The sequence below is a fragment of the Acinetobacter sp. RG5 genome (assembly GCF_031844265.1).
GTDB lineage: Bacteria > Pseudomonadota > Gammaproteobacteria > Pseudomonadales > Moraxellaceae > Acinetobacter.
Genome location: NZ_JAUZUV010000020.1, coordinates 16,060 through 34,654 on the forward strand (window position 1 = coordinate 16,060; position 18,595 = coordinate 34,654).

Genomic DNA, 18,595 nt, shown 5'->3' on the forward strand with positions numbered 1-18,595 from the left:
TTAAGGTATATAGGCTTTATCTCACGTTAAAGCAAAAGCTCCATTGATTAGCTATCCTTCATAAAAATAACTGAAGGTTCAAATTTTCCCGAAGATATATCCCAGGATTTTCAAAAATGTCGAATCAGTTTTTAGATTTAATTACTAAACGCCGTACTATTTATGCCATTGCCAAGAATGTTGAACAATCTCCTGAACATCTAACTGATTTGATTCAGACTGCAATTAAGCAGAGCCCATCTTCTTTCAATTCTCAGTCTTCACGCGCCGTCATTTTATTCAATTCGGAACATGAAAAGTTCTGGGGCTTCGTCGCAGATAAATTAAAAAGCTATGCCAAAGATGAAGAAAGCGCTGCAAGAACCACAGCAAAAATGGCAAGTTTTGCGGCAGGGCTAGGCACTGTTTTATTTTTTGAAGATCAAACAGTTATAGAAGGCTTACAGGAACAATTCCCATCTTATGCTGATAACTTTCCAATCTGGGCAGAGCATTCGACTGCGATCGCGCAATTTGCAACGTGGACAGCATTGCATACAGAAGGTCTGGGCGCATCATTGCAGCACTACAATCCGATCGTGGATGAACAGGTACATGCGGAATGGGACATTCCATCGAACTGGAAGTTGCGTGCACAGTTGGTCTTTGGTTCGATAGAAGGCGAGCCACGTGCCAAAGATTATCTGGCGGATGAAGAGCGCTTTAAAGTCTTCCGATAAGCTGAGATCCATATCTGCGCTTAACACGGTTTAAGGGCAGATATTTTTTAGATCTCGACGAAATCCCAATCAGCTTCATTAAAATTAAGTTAAAATAGCGCGCTAATGAATGATGAGTAAGACCGAATGTCGAAAAACACGCAAAACCTGTCACCGTTACAAGAACTGATCGCAGAGCAAAAGCTACTTTGTGAAGAAGTAGGCTCGGCTTATGTTGAAGTCACGGGGGATGATGTTGTTGCGGTGGCCGTACATACCTTAAAACAGGATCCGATTGTCGGCATCCGTAAAAAGCCTGAAACAGATGAAAATATCAGCTGGTACATTTATGGCGGAGAGCCTTCAAGTGAAGAGGCTTTTGAAACCATGACAGTACGTGAATTACAGGACATCGCACCAGAAGTTTTACCGTATCTGGCTCTGGAAACAGGTTTTCGTTTCATGATTGATGCCGATGATTATGAAGATGTCTGGAAAGAAGAAATATAGATGCTAAAAAAATCATCTTTCATTTGTGCAGGATTATTATCAGGACTGAATAGCATGGTCTTTGCAGAGCCACTTTCACAAAGTGCCTATGACCAGTTTATTTCAGCACAGACTAAAATTGTGAATGAAACCAAGCACGTTTTAGATGAAGATGATCAAAAGGCAGATGCCCAAACTCAACGCCAGGCTTTCTGTAACCGACTGAAAGCCTATCAGGATATTCAAAAAGTGTCTGAAGAAAACAGTAGTCTGGATATGGCGCCCACGATGGCTATGGTCGCCAAAAGTTTTCTTGAGAGGCAGGATCAAAGTTTGACTCAATCTGGAATGACCACAAGCATATTTTGTAAAAATAGGGATGTAGAATAAGTTATAAAATACTTTTCTATCTCGAAAGTTTTTTGCTGAAAAATATAAATAAACCAAATAATTCTAATTTGAATAACCGAGCTTTTATAAATATTAATAGTTTATTATTAAAATATTTTCAATAAAAATATTAAGTTAATTTAAACTAAATTTGATGGAATAACCTCATGTCTCGGGAATATATCCACTGATATTATTTCATTAATTAGAATATATAAGTAATAGCAATTATTTTTTTCTAAAAATTTTCTAGAAATAGCAAATAGTATTTGATAAGAAATTATTTTCATCTGAGCTAGTCTAATTGCAGCACGCAGCTCATATCTAATAATTCAAGTATCTCTAAAAGTCAGTAAAATAGCCTAAGCAAATCATAAATTTTAATAGCTATAAAAAGAAAAGGGAAGGAAGCTTAATAATAGTATTTTCTGCTTAGCCAATTTGTAAAAAGCTAGGCGGTAAATTCCACTTGATTGCTTATACACCCGAAATATGACTTGTAAATGTAGTGTGGCTTTATTATGCATATCCAGTTTTTGATTAAGAATAAGTGAATAAGTGAATGAGTGATTGCCAGAAAATTAAAAATTTAAAAGCTACCTGAGCTTATTTGGGTAATAACAGCTAGTTTTTAGACCTCTCTGATTTTAAAAAATTGTACTAGTTTCAATTATTTAGCCTAAGCAAAAATTATTGCATATAAATAGCCTAAGCAAAATTTATAATTTTAAGATTTAGCAATTGATTAATTCCCAATAAAATTCCAATATCAACATATCATCTATGAAATCACGGAATTGTCAAATGATCCTCAACTACCAGATCACCAGTCATGATGACTCAGCACTTGTACCAATAGTCTTCATTCATGGTTTATTCGGCAGCTTGAGTAATTTAGGAATGCTGGCGCGACATTTTTCAAGCCAACGTACCGTCATTCAGTTAGATCTACGCAACCATGGCTTATCTGGACATAGTGATGAGCATGATTACCACTTGATGTCAAAAGATGTACTTGAAACATTAAATAGTCTTAACATCACAAAATTTGTTGTGGTAGGGCATTCTATGGGCGGCAAAGTTGCCATGAAGCTGGCGGATATTGCGCGTGATCGGGTAGAGCAGCTTGTGGTTCTGGATATAACTCCAATCCCATATCATGAAAATCATCATGCGGAAATTTTTGAAGCCTTGTTTGCTGTCGAGCGTGCAAACCTAAGTTCTCGGTTAGAAGCGACAAAAATCATGCGCGAATATCTGAATGAAGAAATGGTAATTCAGTTCTTGCTAAAATCTTTTAACAAAGGGAAGTGGCTGTTTAATGTACAGGCGCTCTTTAACCATTATCAGGATATTTTATTTTGGGAAGATCTTGCTCCACTTGATACTCCGGCACTTTTTCTCAGAGGTGGTAATTCTTTTTATATCTCAAAACCTGAACATTTTGCGGTAATCAATGAACAATTTTCTCAGGCGAAAATTGAATGCATTGAAAATACAGGACATTGGCTGCATGGTGAAAAACCAGATGAAGTGATCAAATACATCCAGGCCTTTCTAAATTAATTCACTTTGTATGCTTAAGGCTGAAAGGACTGAGTCTGTAATTGTCCTTCATGAATGAGTTGATGCGCCATTGCAGCTGTTTTCTTTAAACCGGGCATACGATATTCAGTATGTCCAAAATCTTTAATGGATTTCCAGCGACCGCCCCAGGTTAAACCCACCGATTCTGCAATCTGGCCATATAACTCATAACCACGCATGGCCCATGGATCACGTTCGCTAATCACCACCTTACCATCGCGTTTAAAGGCAATATCTGCAGCCAGCCCAAACTGATGATAACTTTGAAAGCCTTTGGCCTTGGTAATATTACTGTTGGTCGCCAAAGAGTTTTGCCTTTCCGGACTTCGATAACCTTCGAGTAAAACCAGCTCATAACCATGCTGTTCGCGCATAATTTTAAAAACCATCAGTAAGCGCTGTTTAAATCGCGGATTCATCTTATGCCATTTACGGTCTGCTGTGCTGATATTTGGATTTATATGAATGTCTTCAATATTCAGATTAAGGCTTTGCGCTGAAATTACAGAATGATTTGCTAAAACTTCTTCTTGTAAGGCTTCAATAATAAGCTGTTCATCGACTTCAGTTGGAGCTGTTAATATTTGCCCATCTAATAATGCATAAATCTGTGGATCAACTTTCCTTAAATATTCAGCTTCAAACTTACTTGCAGTAAGTGGCTGCGTAAAAGCGAATATTAAAATACTGCCAAATAAGCTAAATCCTGCAATCAAAATCCACCATTGCTGCAAATACCACTCAGACTGAATATGCTCAGGCGATGCCGCCTGATAAAATTTCTGAACAAAATGTTTTACTTGAGAAAATTGTTGCTTGCTTTGTGGAATCAAATCAAGAAAAAAATCCTGTATTCTTAATCGAAACTCGTAAGACAGCAAGGCTAACATAGCTAAGCTTAATAGAATAAAGCTGCTCAATATAATCAAAATCATCAGTTGAATGATTGATCTAATAATAATTCAAAAATTTTTTTTTATTCATCGATATAAATTTTCCAACGGCGTCATTTTTTAAGTCTTTATTTTTATAAGTGTCCATCATATTTATTTGAAAATTGAGTTAGGGTAAATGAATCGTAATATAGGCTTGTTCAGCAGGCGCGCTAATCAAATTTTGATATTGAGAAAAAACAGCAGCTTGTTCTGTTGACAAGGCATATTTAAAAACCACAAAGCTGATCACGGCAAATAATAATAAAAATATCAGAATCCAGAAAAATGGTAATTCACGATGGATAATATGTCGGATTTGATCTGGAATTGCTGAAAAAGGAGAAAAAGCAACTTTTTTACCCTTGAGATAATCAATCTGATCTCCGATACGAGCAATCAGACTATTTAAATGCTCAATAGATTCAATTCGATATTTTCCATGGAAGCCCAATAAAAGGCAATAATGATATACCTCTAATACTGCCAGACGTTGCTTATCTTTATGGCGTATTTCTTCCAGATATTCGAAGAAGCGATAACCTGCAAGTTGTGAACCAAACAGGCTTAACTGCAAGGGACTGATCATCCAGGAATTTTGCAGATCAAAAAATCGCTCATCCTGTTGGGTGACAATTGTTTCATCTATTAAAGCGCAATAGGCATATTTTGCATCTTGAATATCTTCAGCTGAAAATTGCATCTGGCGTGCCTGATGTTCAAAACTTTTCAACATCTCCAGAATTTTTTCACGGAAAGACTCTATATTTACAGGGACATAGTGATTTTTTAACAGGAAAACAATATAGAAGCCGTCATGCAGTAAATCTACCAGACTATTCGTAGAGGTAGGGTAGGTTTCTACAGGTTGCATGGCTGTATAATCTACTCCGATTTGATCGCCATCAAAGAGTGAAAGAGGATTGTTAGAGATTGTATTCATTAATATTTTTATCCATTCATGACAGCAATAAGTTCAATCGCGATATCCTGAAAGCCATTCGGGATATAAACACAAATCGATTCTGAATCCAGCATGCGCTGATACAGTTCATTATTGGGTTCAATCTCAAAATAATGAACGCCGGAACGTACCGGAATTGCAGTAGGCACCTGCATGAGATGCTGAACGGGTACAGCTGGTAAAGCTGCAACCACGCGTTGTTCTACATCTATAGTACTACCAATTTTAAAACGGATCGGAACATAGGCAATCAAGTCATGTGCAGGCATAACACTACTTGATACAGCAAGATATAACCGCGTATTGTGACTGATCTTATCGGTCTCCAGACTGCCAAACCAATAGGACGGACGCGTTTCTTTTAAGCTGATACTGATATATCGATTCGAAATAATTGTATCGAGTAAATCTCTGAGAATAATATCCAGCTGATTGAAGCTGTCGTATAGATGATGATGCTGATACTGCGGCAATTGATCAATGTCATAGGCTGTTGAAAAGGTAAGTAGGGAACCACTGAGTCTTAAAAGTTCCGCATATAGCCGTTCCGGATGAATTTGTGGATACTGCAAAATATGATTTAAGGTTGCATAAGCAGTATTTAAGGCATTCACCAGCCAGAAAGAGACAATATCCCCAGAACGAAATTCAATCAGTTTCTGTTCGTTTTCACGGTTATTGGATTGAATCGTTTTAATCTTGGCCCGGATGATATTCAAAGTTCGCTTTAAATTGTCTAGCAGATATTCACAGGCCTGAATATGTAAAATTGGAGGAATGAATTTATGATCAAAAATAAAATTTCCAGAACTTTGTCGTTTGATTTGAGCAACCGGAAGATATAAATAACCATCCAGAGGCTGCTGAGGTTCTTGGCCAACTTCAAAAAGTTTAAATTCTGCCCGACGGCGTAACAGGGTGATCTCTGCAGTAGTGGCATCGGTGAATAAATCATGGGTCGAGATTAAATGTGAGTGATAACGACTAGATTGAGTGTTTTCGACATGACTTACATTTTGCTTGTTCGGCTGTAGTATTGGCAAAGCCAAATAAATTTGCATTTCACCACGCAGGTTTAAGGTATCCAGTTGTACAGGTTCTGGTAATAAATCCTGTGCAGGCGCCTGATAAATTTCACCATCTTGCCAGATCATTTCAATTTTACTTAATGCCAATATATGCATATTGAATTGAGCTTCATCAAATTGAATGGACTGGATCCCGTGAGCAAAAGGAAATGTCGCCCGAATCATATGACTCAAGCGTTGCTCATGATAGGCATCCTGTAATTGAAAATGTTGCGGTCTTAAAAATAGACCTTCGCCCCACAGTACTTTTTCTGCTTTAAACATTTTAATATTTACCACTCATTCTTGGATTCATCATTGGCATATATACCCAGTAATTCATGTACGTTTTCGATCGGATTCTCGTTCTTGATTACTTGAGCCAGCCATTCATGTAATGGCATCTGACTCCATTTAATCGTCTTTTGCAGCATGTAGCTCACTGGACTATGCGGTTCATGAGATTGAAAATATCGAGCGATGTCTTGTAATAACTGCATGGCCTGTTGACGGTTGGCCAGATGGTTTTGGGCTTGAGGTCGAAATTCTTGTATATTTTCAGGCGAGGTATTCATCACTATTATTTCAGGTATTTTGAGAGTGCCGAATTGCGGTGTATTTATTTGATCCTGAGATATTGAAGAAATATCAGTTTTATAAATGCGCTTAATACTGGAGAAGATCGATTCAAGTTGAGAATCTGTGCTCGCGTAACTCGGTGCATTTAGACCCAGTAAATGATCCAGTGTATTTTTAAGATACAGCCATTGGGTCTGAATCTCGAGAAGAAAACCTTCATTCTGGCTTAAAACTGTTTGAGAAGTTTTCAGCAACGATTGCTCAAAATGCTCCAAATCCTGAACAGTATTATTTTCCGAGTAGTCATCTTGCTGTTGTTTGAGTTTAATATTGCGTTGATGTAAGAATGCCTCATAATCACCTAAATTATAAAAAGGCGCAGAGCTGACCAAAGGCACCTGTTTCATCAGCATTGGCAGTTGCGTAATCAAACCTTGTAATAATCCAAAACGTTGATCAAGATCATCCTCTTCGATTTGAGGATGTAACGTGAACCAGTATCGCTCAAGGCTTTGCTGGGTCAACTCTAATCCTCGAGCAATTCCTTCAAAACCATAGAGATGACTCCAAGCTTCTATAAGCCAGGTATATAGACGGATATCCTTGGTTTTTTCAGTTAATAATTCAATCGTTTTATCATGTACAAGTTGCCAATCGGCCTGTTTCGGTTCCGAGACCCAGTCACCTTGCTCCAATAAAGGATCATCACGAGTTCTGGCCTTGTTAATCACATGAAAATCATTTGAAAATGAATAGTCCACACCGCACGGCTGATCGACTGAAATGTCTTGCAATAAATATTCAAATTCCAGGCTCATCTTTATTCCAATTATTATATTTTATTTGTTTTTATTTTTAGGTTACTTCAACTAGGCAGCATCTGCTTTATTGCTTTTAGAACGTACTTTTTGCGCTATTTTAACTTTCGGATCTACGCTATAAAAAATTTCATCATTCTTAATCTCAATGTGAATCAGTTTAGGAATCTTTCCCTCACTCATGGTTCTCAATATTTCTGTAGCCAAAGCAGGCAATACTGAAGCATTTAAAATATGATCAATATTGCGCGCACCACTATCAACCTCGGTACATCGGCTGAGTAGAAGTTCGAGCAAGTCCTCATTATAAGTAACCTGCGTGGCATATTGCTGCTGAATACGTTGGGTAATTTTCCCCAGTTTATGCTGAATGATCTGGATCAATAGCTCATCATGTAAAGGATAATAAGGCACAATTTGCATACGCCCTAAAAATGCCGGTTTAAATTGCTGATACAAACTTGGTTTGAACAGTTCAATTAAGCTTTTTGCATCCGGCCAGTTTTCGACGGGTTGATTTACACAAGCCTGCATAATGGCACTGGAGCCAACATTGGAGGCCAACAGGATTGTCGTATTTTTAAAATCAATTAGACGGCCTTCACCATCTTCCAGCATGCCTTTATCAAAGACCTGATAAAATAATTCCTGCACATCAGGATGAGCTTTTTCGATTTCATCTAATAAAACCACGCTATAAGGATTACGGCGTACCGCTTCAGTCAAAATGCCTCCTTGACCATAACCGACATAACCTGGAGGAGCACCTTTTAAGGAAGATACGGTATGAGCTTCCTGATATTCCGACATATTTATCGTGATCAGATGTGATTCTCCTCCATACAATTCTTGAGCCAAGGCTAGGGCAGTTTCAGTTTTCCCCACACCACTTGGGCCAAGCAATAAAAATACACCTTGCGGTTTATTCGGATCATCCAGTTTTGCTTTAGATGTCTTAATACCTTGGACCAGTTGATGCAAAGCAAAGTCCTGACCCATTACACGTTGCGATAATTTATCTTGTAATTTTAATACCTGTCGGATTTCATCATTCATCATTTTACCTACTGGAATTCCGGTCCAGTCAGAAATGATCTGATTAATCATAGGGACTGTTACACGTTCAAACACGAGTGGGTTATCAGCCTGAATCTGAGACAAACATCGCTGTAATACTTTAATTTTATTTTTATTTTCAATTTTTTTGGATTGAATCTGTAATAATTTTATTTCCTGAACCAATTGAAGTTCTTGCTGCCATTGCTGTTCTACCTGAGAAATCTCTTGTTCCAAATTTGAAATATTTTTTGATAATTCAATTAAAAGTGTCTGATGACACGGAAAATTTTGATGCTCCTGATTTAAAATCTCATGTTCTAGCCGAAAATTATGCAGTTGTGCCTGTAACTGTTCTAACTTTGCAGGTTGCGCATTCTGGCTCAAGGCAACCCGTGCCGCGGCTGTATCCAATACACTAATGGCCTTATCCGGTAATTTCCGTCCACTGATATAACGATGTGAATTACGCACCGCAGCAGTAATTGCTTCATCATCAATCTGCAACTGAAAATGCTGAGTCATGAGCGGAATCATGGCGCGCAACATATTAATTGCGACTTCTTCATTAGGTTCTTCTACCTTTATCACCTGAAAACGACGGCTGAGCGCAGCATCTTTTTCAAAATATTGTTTGTACTCCGCCCATGTAGTCGCGGCGATGGTACGCAGTTCTCCTCGTGCCAAAGCTGGTTTTAACAGATTGGCAGCATCATTCTGACCAGCCTGACCACCTGCACCAATCAGCGTATGGGCTTCATCAATAAACAAGATAACAGGATAACTGCAGGACTGAACTTCTCGAATAATTTGCTTCAGGCGATTCTCAAACTCACCTTTTACACTCGCACCTGCTTGTAATAAGCCCAGATCCAATACATGAAGTTCTACATTTTTGAGTACATCAGGTACTTGATTATTCACAATTTTCAGGGCTAATCCTTCTACCACAGCTGTCTTACCGACTCCCGGGTCGCCGGTGAGTATTGGATTGTTCTGACGACGGCGCATCAGGATATCCAGCATCAAACGGATTTCAAACTCACGACCGATCACCGGGTCGATTTGGCCTTGGCGTGCTTTTTCAGTTAGATTAATAGTGTATTGATCAAGTGCCGATGTTTTATTTAATTTTAGCTGTGCTTTAGGTGAATCTTCTTTTACCTTAGTAAGCTGAGAATAGCTCATATTTTCAATACTTTGCTCACAGAACTCTAAAAATCGGTGCTTCAAATGATCAATTGGAAGCTGCTCAAATAAAGTAGAAGCACGAATTGTCATTTGATATAGATCAGGCGCAGTGAGCAGGGCAACCAGTAGATGTCCGCTGCGGATCATCGGATTTTGCTCTGCTGAAGCCAAAAGCCAGGCATGTTCTAATACACGAATAATGGATTTGGCAAAGATAGGTGTACGAGAATTTCCTTTAGTCATTTGCTGAATACTCTGATTCAGATCATGGGTGAGATCATCTTCGGAAATTTCATATTTTTTGAGCAATAGTTTGAGATCATTCAAGTCTGGTTGCTGTAGCAACTCTAAGAAAAAATGCTCAATTTCGATTTCATAATTTTGCTGTGTGATGCAGAAATTCGCTGCCTTCTCAAGGCATAGGCGTGCATGTTCAGATAATTTTGTAATCAAAATTTTTAAATTACTCATATTTTTCTCTTTGAGAATATACAGCCTGATATTTTTGAAATTTATAGCTATATATTTCTTATTATTAAATTTATTTTTATTTATTTAGTTTTTTCTATGAGCGATGAGGATATTTTGGCTCAAGATTTTTGGCATATTCTACTCAAGTTTCTCCAAATGTCTGCATTCATTGGTCGGAATCTTACTATTTTTAAAATTACATAAAATATTTAACAAAAACGCATTTATGTATTGACTTTCTGTGATCATTTTTTGTTAAATCCGCAACTAGCTTTTTAAATTATAAAAACAGAAAAATCATTTTGATTATAAAAATATAAAACAATAACTAAAAATTGAGGCTTATTTTGAAAAATAATCTAGGTTTTATTGTATTGCTCATCTCAGGGATGGCGCAGCTATGTTTTGCTCAAATCCATGCAGCAGAATTAAAAAAATCATGTATCAAGAGCTATCCACAAGCAAAAAATGATACTGATTCAACTGTCATTGATTTATACCAGCAGTTGTGTGACAAGACAGCAAGAAAAAATATTCTGTTTCAGCAGCAGTTGTCTACCCAAATTGCCAAACGCTATGTTGAAGTAGGTGATCACCTGAAAGCACTCAATTTAATCGAGCAATTACATCAGCAAAATTATACTCATCAAGATTTAACTGATCTAGAATTCCTGGCAGGAGTCGGGATATCTTCCCAAAGTCTGGAACAGATGCGTAGTACAGAAGTCCGTGCCTTAAATGACTCTACCTATCCACAAGCCAAGTCGCTAAGTGAACATATTTATCTGGCACAGCCTGTAGCAAAATTTTCTGCATCTGCCTTAATGACAGCGCGGAACTCAAAAGTAAAACAGACTAAAAATAAACCAAATAGCCCAGTAAAACAAAACCTAAGTCAAAATAAAAATAAAGCATCGAAAAGCAACCTAAAAAATAATACGGCTGCTATCAGTAGTAAAAAAACAGAAAGTATCAGTACACGAACCCACACTCCTAGTACTAATCCATTTGGATCATTAAATAATAATTAATAAGGAAAATCATGATGGCTAAGCGTGAAAGTGTACAAAAAAAATTACAGCGTATTCGACCACCACGTGTGCAATTGACCTACGATGTTGAGGTCGGTGATGGCCGTGAAATTAAAGAATTACCCTTTGTGGTAGGGGTTTTGGGAGATTTTTCAGCAGCATCGGAACTTGAAAAAACCAAGCTCAAAGATAAAAAATTTATCAATGTAGACTTGGGAAATATTGATGAGGTGATGCAGTCTCTGGCGCCTCGTGCCAGTTTTCAGGTGGAAAATAGTTTGACTGAAGAGAGTGGCACAATATCAGTAGATTTGGTTTTTAATGCGATGGATGATTTTCGGCCAGAACAGGTAGTCCAACAAGTCGAACCTTTGCGAAAACTGGTAGAAGCACGAGAGCGTTTAACTGATTTACGCAATAAAATATCCAATAATGAACGTCTAGAAGGTTTACTGGATGATATTTTAAAAAATACCGACCAAATTCGTAAAATGAGTATGGAGGCAGACAATGAATCACTCTAATGCTGCAACTAGCACAGATATTGCTATTGAAGGATATTCAATTCTGGACTCTATTGTTGAACGTAGTCGAATTGCGCGTACTGAAGAGGAACATGGTCGTGCCAAGAGTCTGATTAGTGAACTGGCCAAGGAAGTCATGGCCGGTACAGTTATAGTTTCAGACAATATGACCTTGGCTTTAGATAAACGCATTGCAGAAATAGATGCGCTTATTTCTACCCAGCTGAGCAAGATCATGCATCATGAGCAGTTTCAAAAAGTCGAATCCACCTGGCGAGGGCTGTATTACTTTTGTAAGGAAACGCCCTCACACTCTTTAATCAAGATTCGGATGCTGAATACGACTAAAAAAGAACTGATTAAAGATTTTCAGAGTGCCAGTGACTTTGATCAAAGTACGCTATTTAAAAAAATCTATGAAGAAGAATATGGTTCATTTGGCGGTGCGCCTTATGCGACCCTGATTGGTGACTTTGAGTTTGATCGCACACCTTCAGACCTGTATTTGCTCGAACAGATTTCACATGTCGCAGCAGCGGCACATGCACCGTTTCTCTCAGCGGCAAGTCCTTCCATGTTCGGACTGGAAACTTTTACCGATATTGATCGCCCACGCGATGTGTCCAAAATTTTTGAAACAGCGGAATATGTGCAATGGCGTTCATTCCGGGAAAGTGATGATGCCCGTTATGTGGCATTGACCATTCCACGAGTATTAGGCCGTTTACCTTATCATCCTAAAGATGGCAATACGACAGCAGACTTTAACTATGTAGAAGAAGTTTCAGGTGAAAATCATAATGAATACCTGTGGATGAATGCCGCTTATGCTTTGGGCACACGTTTAACCAACGCCTTTGATATGCATGGTTGGTGTGCTGCGATTCGTGGGGTTGAGGGTGGCGGTTTGGTCGAAGGTCTGCCAGTGCATACCTTTAAAACCAATGATGGGGAAGTCATATTTAAATGCCCGACTGAAATTGCGATTACGGACCGTCGTGAAAAAGAACTCAGTGATCTTGGCTTTATTCCATTAGTACATTGTAAAAATACCGATTATGCTGCGTTCTTCGGCGCCCAATCTACCCAAAAACCAAAGAAATATAATAACGATATTGCCAATGCCAATTCTGCATTATCCAGTCAGATACAGTACATTATGGCAGTCTCACGAATCGCTCATTATTTAAAGGCAATGATGCGAGATAAGGTAGGAAGCTTTGCATCTGCAGGAAATGTCGAAGCATTTCTAAACGACTGGCTGTCTCAATATGTACTTTTGGATGACGGTGCTTCACAGGAAGCCAAAGCACAGTATCCACTGCGTGAAGCTTCGATAAAAGTTGTAGAAAATCCGGATGAACCTGGACACTACAAATCTGTGGTCTTTTTGAGACCGCATTTTCAGTTAGACGAGTTGTCTGTATCTTTACGACTGGTCACTGAGTTACCGCAGTCGAGTCATTAAGACCGCTGCTAAAATTATAATAATATTTATAAAAACAGGAAAATTATTAAAATGAAAGACATTTACATCCAGTTTCGTGGCAAATATAAAGTTGATGGTGAATCTCGTGATTCAGAACATAAAAGCTGGCTAGAAGCAAATTCCTGGTCGCACAACATTCGTCAGCCAAAATCTGCCACATCTTCCAGTGTAGGCGGTCATACCGCAGAACGAGTTGAACATTCCGACATGATTTTTATGAAAGATCTGGATGCAACCAGCCCAAAACTTTGGGAAGCTTGTTCGGCAGGTTATACCTTCGATGAGGTACAAATCGATTTTTATCGTGCTAATGGTGATAAACGCGTTAAATACCTGCAAATTAAATTAAAACATGTGCTGGTTTCTCAGGTCACTCCGACAGTAAATCAAGAAGGCGTTCCAACAGAAGCTTTTGGTTTGAAATATGCAGCAGTTGAGTGGACGTATAATCAGCAAGATATTAATGGTACACAAAAGGGTGCCGTGACCAAGAAATGGTCATTATCAAATAATACTGCTTCTTATGCAGCGTAATTTGACCTTTTTTAGAGGCTGGTCTTGATCAGCCTCTCTGATATTTATAAAAATAAATAAAATTAGACTATAACAATATGAATTTGGATCAGCTTTACCCTTACGGATTTAGAACAACATTATTTGACCGTCTATTACCTCAGGACATTCAATGTTCTCAAGGGCTTTCATTGCAGGCTTTAAGAGAGTCAGTGGCTGCCGATCTGGAAGATTTATTAAATAGCCGTATGGTTAATCTGGATGCGATGGTTAATGGTTATGATCAGGTCAAACGTTCAATTCTTCAATTTGGCATCATTGATTTTGTGGGGCTCTCAACAGCGAATCCAATGGAACGGGATAAAATCTGCCGCTCGATTGAACAGTCTATTCACGCGCACGAACCTCGTTTAAAGCAGGTTAAAGTCGAGATGCTGATGGATGAGCATAACAGGGGAAGTCTGTGTCTCAGTATTCATGCATTCTTAAATATTTATCCCCTATATGAACCGGTAATTTTTGACGCATTCCTCAAGCCTACTACGCAACAATACGTAATTTTGTCTAAAACATCAGCAGGTGTGCTGTGATCGAAGAATTATTACCTTATTATGAAAAGCAATTACAGGAATTTGGGCAACAATCACGAGAGTTTGCCAATAAATACCCAAAAATTGCCCAACGCCTTTCGTTGAATCAAGAGCAGATTGATGATCCGCATATCGAAAGACTGATTCAGGCATTTTCCCTGATTTCTGCCCGGATCGATAAGAAACTGCACGATAGTTATGAAGTATTTACACGTGCTATTTTTGAGGTGATGTTTCCACAGTACCTTAAACCTTTTCCAGCATGTTCAGTGGTCAGTTTTGACGATGCCATTAAAATCCGACAGCTTAAAAGTAGCCAGCAGATTCCCAAGCAAACTGTATTAAAATCAAAAAGTATCCGTGGGGTACAGTGTGAGTATCGTACGACAAACCAGGTTAATTTATTACCAATCGCCTTAAAATCTGTTAATTTTAAAACGCATGCTTCGACTCATGTTCATTTAAATCGAAATGCAACCTTGAGCTTTGGTTTTGAAATTTTTAACCAGCAGCAGCGACTGTTGGAACAACAAAAATTACCTATTTACCTGGATGCAATTTCCAGCTTTCCATTGCAAGTACTAGATTGTATTTTTAAGCCAGAGACTGGTTTTTCTGTAATAGTACAGAATCAAGAGATTGATATTCAAAATCCATTTGAACTAATGGGATTTACTGAAGCGGAAAGTGCGCTCCCAGTTGATCAACATACTCATCATGCCTATCGTTTATTAATCGAGTATTTTTGCTTTCCAGAAAAATTTAATTTTCTTAACCTCAATCTGAGTTTTTTAAGAGAATTAAATATAGAAACCGCAGAATTTGAGCTACACATTCATTTTAAAATAAATCTGAATGATCAAGCTATGATCAGAAATTATTCAGAATTAAATAGCGCTAATTTCAAATTATTTGCGACACCAGTTATAAATTTATTCCCTAAACAGGCTGAGCCACAAAAAATTGATCATCTGCGCCTGGAATATTCATTAATAAGTGATGTACATCATCCTGAATATTTTCAGGTATATGCGATCACCGAAATGAAGTTATTGAGAGAGAAACGCGAGAACAGTCAAAAAACTTATCCCGTATTACCTTTTTTTGCCATGAGTCATTATCATCAGGCTGATGCTCAATTTTATTATCACCTGTTGCCCGAGCAAAGTAATACCAAGCATACAGAACTGAAATATTCGATTATTTCCAAATCTTTAGAACCACAAAAAATTTCATCAGACTTTATCAGTATGCAGTTGTTATGCAGCAATCGGGATTTACCTTATGAAAGTTATAACAAAGATCAGAATAACTTATCTCTCAATGACAATAGTTTGGCACGTAAAGCCATATTATTAAAAAGACCCAATTTACCTTATTGTTTTGATCAAAAGCAGCAAGAACAGTGGCGAATTATCTCGCATTTATCATTGAATAATCTTTCTTTAATGAAAGCAAATGCAGTCAGTCACATTAAGGAATTACTTGAACTGTATAACTTGCCGCAATCCAAAGACAACCGGCTAATTATTAATTCAATTCAATCGATCCAGTTTTCTCTGAGCCAGAAGTTGCGTGAGCATAAACCATTTCCACTTTTTGTACGGGGTGTCAAAGTTGAAATCCAGATCGATCCAGAAGTCTTTAGAGGAGCCAGTCTGTATATCTTTGTGCAACTTTTAAATCATATTTTTAATTTGAAAGTTCAAATGAATAGTTATGTGGATATGCACGTCATAGATTCAAAGTCAAAACAGGAGTTATACCAATGCATACAGAATGTTGGTGGCAAAAGGCTTCTGTAGTTGATCGGCTCTTTCAGCAGCCGACCAGCTTTGAATTTATTCAAGCCACGCGATTATTAAGACATGCACCTGCACGGAACAGACATCAAGAATGGAGTAAATCATTTGAATTTATTAGTTCACTCAATCTTAATTTTCCAACTTCTGAAATTGAATCATTGCAATGTCAAGATCATAAAGTTCAGATGACCAATTTAATCGTGGGGTTGACTGGCGTACAGGGCGTATTGCCTTATATCTATACACATAAAATTAAACAGAGTACCGGGGCACACCGAGAAGAAAGCTTACACTTTCTCGGACTGTTTAATCATAAATTGTCTGCACAATATGTCGATGCCTGTCTGAATTATCATTTACCACTGCGTTATGAAATTGAGCATGAAAATCATTATCTAAACATGCTTCATGCTTTGAGTGGCTATAGCGGTCAACAACATGAACAGCAACCTATAGATGACTATTTTGCTGAGTTTTCAGGCTTGATGCAGGGGCAAAATAATACCCATTATGCGTTAAGCAGCATATTGTCTTGTATTTTTAAATATCAATTTAAGATTAATGAGTTTATTCCGGAAAGCTTTCAACTGGATGATCAGCAAAAAAGCGGTTTGGGAGCTTTGCAACCAGTTTTACTGGGAATCAACAGCTTCTGTGGAGAGACCATTCAGCAAATTGATGAAAAAATTGAAATCGTCATTGGTCCATTAAAACGTGAAGACTATATAAATTTTTTATCTGAAGGAATACATAGCGCCAAATTGAAACAGTTACTTCAAACCTGGTGTAGCCCGACCATGTTAGTGGATCTTCGGTTGATTCTAGACAAAGATGAATTATGCCCAGCCCAACTTGGAGAAGTACATTCGATGGGGCTAGCCAGAGGAGCTTTATTAATGCTGAATCCGGCAATCCACAATGCGGAAACCTGCTATAGCCTGATAGGAAAAATGTCATGATTAAGCGTATTATTCAGACTTTTATAGTTTTATCCGTTTTAAACAATGTTCTTGTCATTTATTACTGGCGAGATACTCAATACGATCCATCAAATATTGATTTCCTATTATATTTTGGCATTTTACCTTTGTTAATTTGCTTGTTGTTATTAACACCTTATTTTATTTATAAAGCTGTAAAATCCTATAAACAAAGACAGCAAGAACAAAAGGATAGGGCTCATAAATCTCTTCAAGCACAACAGCAAGAATTAGAAAATAAAGAAGAATTGGATCAAGCGATTGAGGATTACACGCTCAATATTTTTTCAGCTGCCGCTTGGCACAGTTTTGGCGAAAATGTAGAGATCTTGCAGCACATGAAGCAGTTCAAGAGTCCTGAGCTGGACTCAGAACTGCTAAATCGTTTTGGTCTACCTATATTGACATATCGCATTCATTCTGTGGACCGCTTACTTGAAGAAAACAGAACTAATGAAGAAATGCTTCCGACATTACGGGAACAACGAATTCAACAGTTGATTCAACAACAACTCCAACAGCATGAAGAAAGTCTGAGCTTAATTTCGGAACAGTTAAAACGTTCAGCACTATTTTATGATCACGAACTGGCTTATCAATATCGAATGCATCCGGGATGGATACAGGAAAACTACTGTGAAGATGAAGAAAATATTGCCTCTAATCCAACAGCAGCAAGTCGATTAAATAGGCTGAATCTGCATATTTTATTGGTGGATCATATGACTGGGGATTGGAGTGATCTCTATCAAGAGCAGCTTATAAGTCAAATTCAACAACAATATGCATTGCTGCCTGCCCAAATTCATATCGAGTTTCATTTCCTGTCTGCTGATCGTGCTTATTCAGCCTTACTAGATTTAGTACAGGAAATTTCAGGTCAATCATATGAGATCAGCTTGATCATTATGGCAGATTCTGAAATTGATCAGGATTATCTAGATCAGCAATTTTGGAAAAATGAAGACTATATTGCTGCGGAATATACAGCTAGCTGGTGTTTATCCCCACATGACTTGGAAGTTGAAGGTATGATGCCTTCACGAATATTGACTCTCAGCAAGCACGTCACTGACCTGTATGCATATTTGGGTCAGCATCATGTTAATCTATCCTCTCAGATGGAACAGGCATATCCTTTTTTAGTGTTATTAGACGACACTACCCAACCTAAAATAATGAAAAAAATACAAGAAAAATTTACGAATATTGATTTTGAGCCAGAACCTACCATTTATCCTCAAAGCTATTTGGGGCATACCCAATATTTGGCAGCAGTTTTCGCAGCAATGTTGTCATCACATTTATACTGCAATGTCGTTACAATAAGCTACAGCACACAACAAGAATCAAGCTATTTATGTTTTAAAAATAAAGAAAGTGATCAACTGAATGAAATCTCATTAGTAGCCTAACTATTT

At 37.8% G+C, this 18,595-nt stretch carries 17 protein-coding genes; 12 read left to right on the forward strand and 5 right to left on the reverse strand.

The window, feature by feature from the left end; all coding sequences use genetic code 11:
* Positions 1–116 precede the first annotated feature (116 nt).
* The 4 genes from Q9R21_RS13130 (at position 117) to Q9R21_RS13145 (ending at position 3,143) form a co-directional block, all read left to right on the forward strand.
* Complete coding sequence (locus Q9R21_RS13130) at positions 117–719, forward strand: nitroreductase family protein (protein WP_213687231.1); 603 nt, start codon at positions 117–119, stop codon at positions 717–719.
* A gap of 126 nt (positions 720–845) precedes the next feature.
* Positions 846–1,208: a hypothetical protein gene (locus Q9R21_RS13135; protein WP_005107027.1), complete on the forward strand. Its 363-nt coding sequence runs from the start codon at positions 846–848 to the stop codon at positions 1,206–1,208.
* A complete protein-coding gene (locus tag Q9R21_RS13140) occupies positions 1,209–1,577 on the forward strand; it encodes a hypothetical protein (protein WP_253138595.1) in 369 nt (122 codons plus the stop codon).
* An 804-nt stretch (positions 1,578–2,381) separates the two neighbouring features.
* Positions 2,382–3,143 (forward strand): alpha/beta fold hydrolase, encoded by a 762-nt coding sequence (locus Q9R21_RS13145; protein ID WP_253138597.1) that lies wholly within the window; start codon positions 2,382–2,384, stop codon positions 3,141–3,143.
* A 14-nt stretch (positions 3,144–3,157) separates the two neighbouring features.
* Here Q9R21_RS13145 and Q9R21_RS13150 read toward each other — a convergent pair whose 3' ends face one another.
* The 5 genes from Q9R21_RS13150 to tssH form a co-directional block, all read right to left on the reverse strand.
* Entirely contained in the window at positions 3,158–4,099 is a 942-nt protein-coding gene (locus Q9R21_RS13150) for a M15 family metallopeptidase (protein ID WP_311204656.1), read from the reverse strand.
* A gap of 127 nt (positions 4,100–4,226) precedes the next feature.
* Positions 4,227–5,039 (reverse strand): type IVB secretion system protein IcmH/DotU, encoded by an 813-nt coding sequence (gene icmH / locus Q9R21_RS13155; protein WP_311204657.1) that lies wholly within the window; start codon positions 5,037–5,039, stop codon positions 4,227–4,229.
* An 8-nt stretch (positions 5,040–5,047) separates the two neighbouring features.
* Entirely contained in the window at positions 5,048–6,412 is a 1,365-nt protein-coding gene (tssK, locus tag Q9R21_RS13160; protein ID WP_311204658.1) for a type VI secretion system baseplate subunit TssK, read from the reverse strand.
* 8 nt (positions 6,413–6,420) lie between these two features.
* On the reverse strand, positions 6,421–7,524 hold the full coding sequence (tssA, locus tag Q9R21_RS13165) for a type VI secretion system protein TssA (protein WP_180087328.1): 1,104 nt from the start codon (positions 7,522–7,524) through the stop codon (positions 6,421–6,423).
* A gap of 51 nt (positions 7,525–7,575) precedes the next feature.
* A complete protein-coding gene (gene tssH / locus Q9R21_RS13170) occupies positions 7,576–10,242 on the reverse strand; it encodes a type VI secretion system ATPase TssH (protein WP_311204659.1) in 2,667 nt (888 codons plus the stop codon).
* A gap of 347 nt (positions 10,243–10,589) precedes the next feature.
* Here tssH and Q9R21_RS13175 point away from each other — a divergent pair, with 347 nt between their 5' ends.
* The 8 genes from Q9R21_RS13175 (at position 10,590) to Q9R21_RS13210 (ending at position 18,589) form a co-directional block, all read left to right on the forward strand.
* Positions 10,590–11,273 (forward strand): hypothetical protein, encoded by a 684-nt coding sequence (locus Q9R21_RS13175; protein WP_311204660.1) that lies wholly within the window; start codon positions 10,590–10,592, stop codon positions 11,271–11,273.
* Between the two features lie 14 nt (positions 11,274–11,287).
* Positions 11,288–11,797, forward strand: a complete 510-nt coding sequence (tssB, locus tag Q9R21_RS13180; RefSeq protein ID WP_034438150.1) for a type VI secretion system contractile sheath small subunit — start codon at positions 11,288–11,290, stop codon at positions 11,795–11,797.
* Positions 11,784–13,265: a type VI secretion system contractile sheath large subunit gene (gene tssC, locus Q9R21_RS13185; RefSeq protein WP_311204661.1), complete on the forward strand. Its 1,482-nt coding sequence runs from the start codon at positions 11,784–11,786 to the stop codon at positions 13,263–13,265. Before tssB ends, tssC begins: the two co-directional genes overlap by 14 nt.
* A 51-nt stretch (positions 13,266–13,316) precedes the next feature.
* Positions 13,317–13,820 carry a type VI secretion system tube protein Hcp gene (locus Q9R21_RS13190; protein ID WP_005107016.1) on the forward strand — a complete coding sequence of 168 codons (504 nt, stop codon included), beginning with the start codon at positions 13,317–13,319 and terminating at the stop codon, positions 13,818–13,820.
* A gap of 77 nt (positions 13,821–13,897) precedes the next feature.
* Positions 13,898–14,389, forward strand: a complete 492-nt coding sequence (tssE, locus tag Q9R21_RS13195) for a type VI secretion system baseplate subunit TssE (RefSeq protein ID WP_311204662.1) — start codon at positions 13,898–13,900, stop codon at positions 14,387–14,389.
* On the forward strand, positions 14,386–16,194 hold the full coding sequence (gene tssF, locus Q9R21_RS13200; protein WP_114540706.1) for a type VI secretion system baseplate subunit TssF: 1,809 nt from the start codon (positions 14,386–14,388) through the stop codon (positions 16,192–16,194). The genes tssE and tssF overlap by 4 nt, the downstream gene beginning before the upstream one ends.
* Positions 16,158–17,153 carry a type VI secretion system baseplate subunit TssG gene (gene tssG, locus Q9R21_RS13205; RefSeq protein ID WP_311204663.1) on the forward strand — a complete coding sequence of 332 codons (996 nt, stop codon included), beginning with the start codon at positions 16,158–16,160 and terminating at the stop codon, positions 17,151–17,153. Before tssF ends, tssG begins: the two co-directional genes overlap by 37 nt.
* Positions 17,150–18,589 carry a hypothetical protein gene (locus Q9R21_RS13210; protein ID WP_311204664.1) on the forward strand — a complete coding sequence of 480 codons (1,440 nt, stop codon included), beginning with the start codon at positions 17,150–17,152 and terminating at the stop codon, positions 18,587–18,589. The genes tssG and Q9R21_RS13210 overlap by 4 nt, the downstream gene beginning before the upstream one ends.
* The last annotated feature ends 6 nt before the right edge of the window (positions 18,590–18,595 follow it).

Excerpts from the sequence above, each read along its gene's own strand:
- tssG (WP_311204663.1), top strand. The coding sequence starts at position 16,158 with ATGCATACAGAATGTTGGTGGCAAAAGGCTTCTGTAGTTGATCGGCTC.
- Q9R21_RS13190 (WP_005107016.1), top strand. The coding sequence starts at position 13,317 with ATGAAAGACATTTACATCCAGTTTCGTGGCAAATATAAAGTTGATGGT.
- Q9R21_RS13140 (WP_253138595.1), top strand. The coding sequence starts at position 1,209 with ATGCTAAAAAAATCATCTTTCATTTGTGCAGGATTATTATCAGGACTG.
- Q9R21_RS13145 (WP_253138597.1), top strand. The coding sequence starts at position 2,382 with ATGATCCTCAACTACCAGATCACCAGTCATGATGACTCAGCACTTGTA.
- tssH (WP_311204659.1), bottom strand. The coding sequence starts at position 10,242 with ATGAGTAATTTAAAAATTTTGATTACAAAATTATCTGAACATGCACGC.
- Q9R21_RS13210 (WP_311204664.1), top strand. The coding sequence starts at position 17,150 with ATGATTAAGCGTATTATTCAGACTTTTATAGTTTTATCCGTTTTAAAC.
- icmH (WP_311204657.1), bottom strand. The coding sequence starts at position 5,039 with ATGAATACAATCTCTAACAATCCTCTTTCACTCTTTGATGGCGATCAA.
- tssK (WP_311204658.1), bottom strand. The coding sequence starts at position 6,412 with ATGTTTAAAGCAGAAAAAGTACTGTGGGGCGAAGGTCTATTTTTAAGA.
- tssA (WP_180087328.1), bottom strand. The coding sequence starts at position 7,524 with ATGAGCCTGGAATTTGAATATTTATTGCAAGACATTTCAGTCGATCAG.
- tssC (WP_311204661.1), top strand. The coding sequence starts at position 11,784 with ATGAATCACTCTAATGCTGCAACTAGCACAGATATTGCTATTGAAGGA.
- Q9R21_RS13130 (WP_213687231.1), top strand. The coding sequence starts at position 117 with ATGTCGAATCAGTTTTTAGATTTAATTACTAAACGCCGTACTATTTAT.
- Q9R21_RS13150 (WP_311204656.1), bottom strand. The coding sequence starts at position 4,099 with ATGATTTTGATTATATTGAGCAGCTTTATTCTATTAAGCTTAGCTATG.
- tssB (WP_034438150.1), top strand. The coding sequence starts at position 11,288 with ATGGCTAAGCGTGAAAGTGTACAAAAAAAATTACAGCGTATTCGACCA.
- tssE (WP_311204662.1), top strand. The coding sequence starts at position 13,898 with ATGAATTTGGATCAGCTTTACCCTTACGGATTTAGAACAACATTATTT.
- Q9R21_RS13135 (WP_005107027.1), top strand. The coding sequence starts at position 846 with ATGTCGAAAAACACGCAAAACCTGTCACCGTTACAAGAACTGATCGCA.